Here is an 8598-nt window from a genome sequence, read left to right on the forward strand (position 1 = left end):
ATTTGTAACATGTTTGTAATATATATTTAGAATTAAATTACCGATATTTGCAACCGAAAAATTAAAGCTTAATTATTTTTTATGGAAACTATTTATTTAGGGATTGTAATATTCCTCTTCATGCTGGCAATATTCGACCTGATGGTTGGAGTCAGTAACGATGCGGTGAATTTTATGAACTCCGCAGTAGGAACAAAAGTAGCAAAATTCAAAACTATCATTATCGTAGCTGCAATAGGTGTATTTGCAGGAGCTGTGTTAAGTAATGGTATGATGGACATAGCCCGGCACGGGATATTCCAGCCTAACAATTTCACCTTCTACGAAATAATGTGTATTCTGCTTGCCGTTATGGTAACGGATGTCGTACTGCTGGATGTGTTCAACACATTGGGACTTCCTACATCAACCACAGTATCTATGGTATTCGAGCTTCTCGGAGGTACATTTATCCTTGCTATCCTAAAACTTATTTCCGATGAAACAGGGCTTACACTTGGCGATTTGCTCAATACAGAAAAAGCGCTGTCTGTGATATTGGGTATTTTCCTCTCAGTAGCAATTGCCTTCATAGCCGGAACAATAGTACAATATATATCACGTCTTATATTCAGCTTTAACTATAAAAAGAATCTTTCATGGACCATCGGTATCTTTGGTGGTATAGCCGTAACAGCTCTTTCATATTTTATTCTTATAAAAGGACTCAAATCCGCTCCTTTCATTACACCTGAAGTAATGGCATGGATAGATGCAAACACTGCCGTACTGGTAATAGGATGTTTTGTATTCTTCACCGTATTTATGCAGATTCTTCACTGGTGCAAAATCAATGTACTGAAAATAATAGTTCTCCTTGGTACTTTCTCATTGGCTCTGGCATTTGCAGGTAACGACCTTGTAAACTTTATCGGAGTACCTTTGGCAGGATATTCAGCATACACAGATTTTGTGGCAAACTCAAATGGTGCAGGTGTAGATGGTTTCATGATGGAATCACTTATGTCATCGGCAAAGACTCCTATTATATTCCTTATAGCATCAGGAGTGATAATGGTATATGCTCTGGCTACATCGAAGAAAGCACAGAACGTAATCAAGACTTCGGTTGACCTTGCACGTCAGGAAGAAGGTGACGAAATGTTCGGTTCATCAGGTTTGGCAAGAACAATAGTACGCCGTGCTACAAGCATAAACGAATTTCTTGTAAGAGTCATCCCAGCAAACGTAAGAAACTGGATTAACAGCCGTTTCAACAAGGATGAAGTAATCCTTGAAAACGGTGCGGCATTCGACCTCATCCGTGCAGCCGTAAATCTTGTTCTTTCAGGATTGCTTATAATCATCGGTACAACAATGAAGCTTCCTCTTTCTACAACATACGTTACATTTATTGTAGCTATGGGTACATCATTGTCAGACCGCGCATGGGGACGCGAAAGTGCTGTTTACCGTATCACCGGTATGCTTTCAGTAATCGGAGGATGGTTTATCACTGCATTCGTAGCATTCACAGCATGTGCACTTGTTACAGTGATAATGTTCTACACCAACATAGTAGGTATGGTGGTATTCATCGCTTTGGCAGTATTCCTTCTTGTTCGCAGTAATATCATGTACAGCAAGAAAGAAAAAGCTGAAAAACAGGACGACCTGTTCAAGCGTATGATGGCAAGCAAAGACAAGAACGAAACACTTGCATTGCTTCGTGAACACGTTAAAGAAACTCTTACACACTATATTGATTTCAGCAAGGATGCATATGTCAAAATGACCGACGGTTTTATCAACGAGGATTTGAAGAAACTGAAGAAATCACTCAATGAGACCGATGAACAGCGTAAGCTCCTTAAGAAACGCCGTCGTAAGGAAATCCTCGGTTTAAGACGTGTCCCTACTACAATCGCCATAGAAAAGAACACTTGGTTCCACCTTGGAACAAACAGTTGCGAAGAAATGCTGTACTGCTTGAAGCGTATTTGCGAGCCATGTAAAGAGCATGTGGACAATAACTTCAACCCGGTACATAAAGATGACGTTGCAGAATTCCTACCTATCAGAGAAGAATTATGCGAACTTATGGACCGTACACGTAACGCCATTATAACAAACAACTATAATGAAGCTGACGATATTCTGAAGAAGGGAGACGACCTTAAGAATAAGATTTCAGTTCTTCGCAAACATCAGATGAACCTGATGCAGGAAACAGACAACAGAAGTCTTAAGGCATCGATGGTATATCTTAACATCCTGCAGGAAACTCAGGAATTGGTTAGCGTATGGAGACACCTGTTACGCGCCAGCCGATTCTTCCAGGGTGACTACGTTCCACAAGAAATACCTCAGATGGGTATAATGGACAGTAAGGCATAAGCTGATAAACACACAATTACCACAAACGGCAGCATCAGACAAAATGGTGCAGCCGTTCTTTTTTTTGAAGTTAAATAAGTTTGCTTTCTACATTAACCTATCCTTTCCTCCTCCTTACGTTTAAGGTAAAGCTGATATGAATTGAATACATTATGCCAAACACTGTAAAATCCTGCAGCAACAGCGGTAACAGGAGTAAAGAAAGTATAACCCATCCAAATGGCCAATACAGTATTTTTCTGCCCCAACGCCTGTCCGGCACTAATCGTATCGTCATACTTACTACCTACTTTCTTCCCTACAAAGAACTGAATAAAACAGGCTATACAGGAAATGAAAGCCAAACCTACCTGATACCATATAGACACATCACTGTGGACTATACTCTTTACGGTTACGGCGATAGCAAGAGTCAGAGCCACAGCCCATAGATAGAACGACAATCCGTGATACTTTCCTATAAAAGCATGAAGCTTAGGAGAAAGATAACGCAACAAGACTGCCAGAATAAACGGACACAGCAACAAAGGAAATACCTTCCCAAGAATCATCAGGAATGAAGAAAGGAACCCTACTCCTTCCTGCGGATGTATGACGGGAACCACCAGCGGAACAAGAAAAGCTGTCACGAGGTTTATCAGAATTGTATATGAGGTAAGATGCGCAGCACTGCCTCCCAGTTTTCCGGTCACTACTGCTGCAGCCGTAGCCGTAGGACAGATAAGACACAACATGGCTCCCTCAATCAATATTCTGGAGTGCAGGTCCGGGAATATATACAAAACACCTGCAAGTAGAATAAAAGACAAACTTTGTATAAGAAGCAATACAGCATGCCATCTGCAAGGTTTGAGCTCACTCACATCAACCTTACAGAAAGTGAGAAAAAGCATCAGAAAAATCAGCAAAGGCTGTAATATAGCCACAGCATGCTCCACAAACGGTTTCGTTGGTTCCAGGAAAGGTATGTTCACATATACAACATAAAGTATTACACCCATCACCATAGCTATCGGCAAAGTCCAGTTCTTAATAAATCGAATGATATTCATAATTATATGTAAAAAACACGGATTACACCGGGAAGATATCCGGCATAACCCGTGTTATATTATTTATTGAAAATCTATTTTCTGCGGGCAGTTATCCCATTATTTGCAGTTTCCTGCGCAACGAGGCTTAATCTGCTTGAAGAAATCGTTTCCTTTGTTATCAACGAGGATAAATGCAGGGAAATCTTCAACTTCAATCTTCCAGATAGCTTCCATACCAAGTTCAGGATATTCCACACACTCGATGCTCTTGATATTGTTCTGAGCAAGGATAGCGGCTGGACCACCGATAGAACCAAGATAGAAACCGCCGTGCTTCTTACATGCATCTGTCACAGCCTGGCTACGGTTACCTTTGGCAAGCATAATCATGCTGCCTCCGTGGCTCTGGAACAAGTCAACGTATGGGTCCATACGTCCGGCTGTTGTAGGTCCCATAGAACCACAAGCCATACCTGCAGGAGTCTTGGCAGGACCTGCGTAGTAAATCGGATGATCCTTGATGTACTGTGGAAGATCTTCACCACGGTCAAGACGTTCTTTCAGTTTTGCGTGAGCTATATCACGACCTACGATAATAGTACCGTTCAAAGATAGACGTGTAGCTACAGGATACTTGTCAAGTTCGGCAAGGATTTCCGGCATAGGACGGTTCAAGTCAATCTTAACTGCGTTGCCTTCGCCTGCCTGACGCAATTCTTCAGGAATAAGTTCGCCTGGATTTGAATCAAGTTTTTCAATCCAGATACCGTCTTTGTTAATCTTACAACGGATGTTACGGTCAGCAGAGCAAGAAACGCCAAGACCTACAGGACAAGATGCTCCGTGGCGTGGCAGACGGATAATGCGTACATCGTGTGCATAGTATTTACCTCCGAACTGAGCCCCCAAACCGATACGGTGAGCTTCTTCCAATACCTGTTTTTCAAGTTCTACATCGCGGAAAGCACGTCCGTATTCATTACCTGTAGTAGGCAGGTTATCGTAGAAACGAGTAGAAGCAAGTTTCACTGTCAGCAAATTCTTTTCAGCAGAAGTACCACCGATTACAAATGCAATGTGATATGGAGGACAAGCTGCAGTACCCAAAGTCTTCATCTTTTCTACAAGGAAAGGAACAAGAGTAGCAGGATTAAGGATAGCCTTAGTTTCCTGATAGAGGTAAGTCTTGTTTGCAGAACCACCACCCTTAGTCACGCAGAGGAATTCGTATTCCATACCCTGAGTAGCTTCGATGTCAATCTGTGCAGGAAGGTTGCATCGTGTATTCACTTCTTCGTACATTGTAAGAGGTGCATTCTGTGAATAGCGGAGGTTTTCTTCAGTATATGTCTTGTAAACACCAAGTGAAAGAGCTTCCTCGTCGCAATATCCTGTCCATACCTGCTGTCCTTTTTCACCATGGATAATAGCAGTACCTGTATCCTGGCAGAATGGAAGAACACCCTTGGCCGCAACTTCTGCATTGCGAAGGAATGTCAAAGCCACATATTTATCGTTGTCGCTGGCTTCAGGATCAGTAAGAATCTTCGCAACCTGTTCGTTGTGCGAACGGCGAAGCATAAAAGATACATCGCGGAAAGCCGCATTAGCCATAGCTGTCAAACCTTCTTTTTCAATCTTCAAGATAGGTTTTCCTTCAAACTCGCTTACTGATACATAGTCTTTAGTAAGCAGATAATACTCTGTATTGTCATGTCCGTGTTCGAACATTGGCTGATACTTAAATTCTGGTGTTGCCATATTAGTCTGAGTTTTAGAGTTATTGAGTTTTTAGTTATCAGTTACAGTTTCTTGTTCTTCACTATCATATGTCTGATAGAGGAAGTCATTATAAGGATATTTCTGCACATGCATTTCGCGAACTTTTCTGTACAGCAGATTCTTGAAGTCCTCCAAGTTGGATTTATTCTTTGCAGAAATGAATATACAATTGTCATCCATCTTAGCCATCCACGTGTTCATCAACTCTTCCAAGGTGATATTTTCCTTCGTTTTCGGTGTAAGATCGTCCTCTGCTTTTTCTACATAGCTGTAAGCATCAATCTTGTTGAATACTATCATACTCTGTTTTCCGCTTGCACCTATATCAGAAATTGTCTTCTCCACCACCTGAATCTGTTCCTCAAAATCAGGATGCGATATATCTACCACATGAACCAGGAGGTCAGCCTCACGCACCTCATCCAGAGTAGATTTGAACGACTCAACCAAATCTGTAGGCAATTTGCGTATGAAACCCACTGTATCAGAAAGCAGGAACGGCAGATTTTCTATTATCACTTTTCTTACTGTTGTATCGAGAGTTGCAAACAGTTTGTTTTCAGCAAATACCTCACTCTTGGCCAGAAGGTTCATAATAGTAGATTTTCCTACATTAGTATATCCCACCAAGGCCACACGTATCATACGTCCGCGGTTCTTTCTCTGTGTAGATTTCTGAGTGTCTATTTCTGCAAGTCTTTGTTTTAGCAACGCCATACGATTGAGGATGATACGACGGTCCATTTCCAACTGAGTTTCACCCGGACCACGAAGTCCTACAGAACCTTTACCGCCTCCGGCACCGGAACCACCTCCCTGACGTTCAAGATGTGTCCACAATCTCTGCAATCGTGGCAACATATATTTATATTGGGCAAGTTCCACCTGAGTCTTTGCATTGGCAGTCTGCGCTCTCATGGCAAAAATATCAAGAATAAGCGAAGTACGGTCAAGAATCTTCACCTTCAGTTCGTTCTCTATGTTTCTGAGCTGTTTGGCAGAAAGTTCGTCATCGAATATCACCATACCAATCTCCGTTTCTTCGTCTTCATTCATCTGTTGCAGATAATCTTTTATTTCCTGCAACTTTCCTTTACCGACGTATGTAACAGAGTTAGGGGTATCAAGCTTCTGTGTGAAACGCTTCACAACCTCTGCTCCGGCTGTTTCTGCCAAAAACGCCAATTCATCAAGATACTCGTTAGTCTGTCTTTCATTCTGATTCTGGGTAATCAAACCCACCAATACAGCCTTCTCAGTCTGTGCTTCGGATATTACAAATTCTTTCATCAATAATACATGTATATTCTGGATGCAAACTTAACTAAAAATCTCCGTTTATTTCCATTATAAAGATAAAATAACGTTTATATCTAAAGTTATTTTTCACATACACTTCACTTATTAAATCTTTTTTATTATCTTTATACCATAGCAAACAATTTAAAATCTTAAATCATGAATAACATTTCTGATATTACTATTATGATTGCCGTAGTTGCACTTGCATTATGGCCGGCTATTATAGTCTATATTTCCTGGAAAAGGGAAAAGAAAATCATCAGCAGCATAAAGAATGAACAGCCCAAAGTTCTTCAAGCCAAACCTTCTACAGAAGAACTTGTTATATCAACACTCAAGAAAATGGGATGTAATCCTGAAAAAAATGAAGACGGTAATATAGGATTCATGTACCAGGGCGACGATTTCTATCTCTCCCTCCAGGAAGACGTACCATTCGTAATGATATGGTATCCGTGGTGGGGAACAATAAACACTGACAACCCTGTTCTTCCATATCTTAAAGAGATTATCAATGCTGTAAATATCAGTTCTTTTATAACGACAGTATTTATGGCAGAGAACGAAGGCGACAAGGAAATAGGAATCCATTCTCACTGCCATACCTTTTTCACTGAGAGTGCTCTCGAACCGGAAGAACATCTGAAGCTTATACTTGATTCTTTCTTCGATACACGAAATGCCATAAAGGAAAATATAGATAAACTTGGCTCGGCAATTTCGGAAGAAGACGAAGATACGAAAAAAGAAAGAGTAATAGTAAAAGGCTTCTCAGCCTACAAGGAAAATTCCAAACCTATTGAGAAAAAGGAAAAGTGATTCACTTTTCAGATAATCTCCGCATACTGAACTCACATCCGCAATACTGCTGGTTATAAAATCCGTATTCCTTGATTATAGCGATACGGCGTTCACTCAGTCCCCCCTTTCTCCAGTTCTGCTCCCACCATACTACATCATCGTACGGTTCTACGGCATAATTTCCAGCCTCATTTATCTGGTCAAGGCTTTTCCAGCGCGATGAAGCAAGTGTGGTGGTAATAACTGTAAATCCATGTTCATGAGCATAACGCGCAGTATCGCGCAATCGCATCTTGAAACAGCGAAGACAGCGTCCTCCCCTCTCCGGTTCATTTTCCATTCCCCTTACACATTCCAACCAAGTAGGATGGTCATAGTCCGCATCAACAATATCGAGACCGAGTGATTGGGCATACCTTGTACATTCATCCTTTCTTATATTATATTCCTCCAAAGGATAAATATTCGGATTACAATAATAAATTGTCGGACGTATCCCATGCTGCAGCAAACATTCTATAATTGCCGACGAACATGGAGCACAGCAAGTATGCAGCAATACTTTATCGGCTCTCCCAGGCACCTCTATATGTAATTTATTTTTTTTCATTGCAATCTATTTTTTTTGTAAAAAGCAATTCTTGGTGTACCGTTAGCCACATAAATAATACCACATCTGGTAAAACCGTTTTTCACAAGCAGATGTTGCATAACCTTATTATCTGAATGTGTATCTACCCTTAGACATGGAGAAATCCTCATACACCATTCTATACACTGTTTAGTAATGCCATGCACACTTTCATCTGACGCAAGACGATGTATAACATAATAAGGCTCATCATCCGGCCATTCACCATCCTCAATATAAGAATATGTAGGATCCGGTCCTTCTATAAAACAAAAAGTAGCAACAATCTTTTCATTTCCTCCACACGTTAGGCAGACATAACAACACCCCTCTGCTATCTCACCAGCTATCAGTTCGCGCTGAGGATAACCATTAATCCACTGATTAGGATTTCCCGTAGAAACCATAAATTTCTTGGCTACTTCAAATATCTCCATTATTCGGTCCAGATCAGCATAGTCAGCCTTTCTTATCTTTATATCCATACCAAGATATTATTCTATTATTAATATATTATCAAATCACTAATTTACACCTATTTTTTCACTTTCACATCATTCACACTCCTCATTATAAATTATATGCAAAGAAATTTCTGCGGTGTATAAACACGAAAATCCCCGAAGTATCTCTACCTCGGGGACTTTTCTGTTAAAACGGCAGCTACCTACT

General features: G+C 40.7%; 7 protein-coding genes. 2 read left to right on the forward strand and 5 right to left on the reverse strand.

Annotated elements, in window-relative coordinates; all coding sequences use genetic code 11:
* Window positions 1-81: 81 nt before the first annotated feature.
* Window positions 82-2376, forward strand: coding sequence for an inorganic phosphate transporter (locus tag QZ379_RS06105; protein ID WP_291561185.1), 2295 nt, complete (start codon window positions 82-84; stop codon window positions 2374-2376).
* Window positions 2377-2468: 92 nt separating this feature from the next.
* Here the strand turns inward: QZ379_RS06105 and QZ379_RS06110 are convergent, their stop codons facing one another.
* From QZ379_RS06110 to hflX, 3 genes are all read right to left on the reverse strand, one after another.
* The gene (locus tag QZ379_RS06110) at window positions 2469-3428 is read right to left on the reverse strand and encodes a transporter (RefSeq protein ID WP_291561193.1); all 960 of its coding nucleotides are present in this window, start codon (window positions 3426-3428) and stop codon (window positions 2469-2471) included.
* 99 nt (window positions 3429-3527) lie between these two features.
* Window positions 3528-5171 (reverse strand): fumarate hydratase, encoded by a 1644-nt coding sequence (locus QZ379_RS06115; RefSeq protein WP_154044968.1) that lies wholly within the window; start codon window positions 5169-5171, stop codon window positions 3528-3530.
* A gap of 30 nt (window positions 5172-5201) precedes the next feature.
* Complete coding sequence (gene hflX, locus QZ379_RS06120; protein ID WP_291561262.1) at window positions 5202-6482, reverse strand: GTPase HflX; 1281 nt, start codon at window positions 6480-6482, stop codon at window positions 5202-5204.
* Between the two features lie 168 nt (window positions 6483-6650).
* Between hflX and QZ379_RS06125 the strand changes: the two genes are divergently transcribed.
* A complete protein-coding gene (locus QZ379_RS06125) occupies window positions 6651-7313 on the forward strand; it encodes a hypothetical protein (RefSeq protein ID WP_366933574.1) in 663 nt (220 codons plus the stop codon).
* A gap of 1 nt (window position 7314) precedes the next feature.
* On the opposite strand, the gene QZ379_RS06130 is transcribed toward QZ379_RS06125, so the two are convergent.
* Both QZ379_RS06130 and QZ379_RS06135 read right to left on the reverse strand, forming a co-directional pair.
* Entirely contained in the window at window positions 7315-7905 is a 591-nt protein-coding gene (locus tag QZ379_RS06130; RefSeq protein ID WP_291561272.1) for an epoxyqueuosine reductase QueH, read from the reverse strand.
* Window positions 7902-8411 carry a GNAT family N-acetyltransferase gene (locus tag QZ379_RS06135; protein ID WP_291561287.1) on the reverse strand — a complete coding sequence of 170 codons (510 nt, stop codon included), beginning with the start codon at window positions 8409-8411 and terminating at the stop codon, window positions 7902-7904. The genes QZ379_RS06130 and QZ379_RS06135 overlap by 4 nt, the downstream gene beginning before the upstream one ends.
* Window positions 8412-8598 lie beyond the last annotated feature (187 nt).

It is taken from the genome of Bacteroides sp., assembly GCF_019417265.1.
In the GTDB taxonomy this organism is placed as follows: Bacteria; Bacteroidota; Bacteroidia; order Bacteroidales; family Bacteroidaceae; genus Phocaeicola.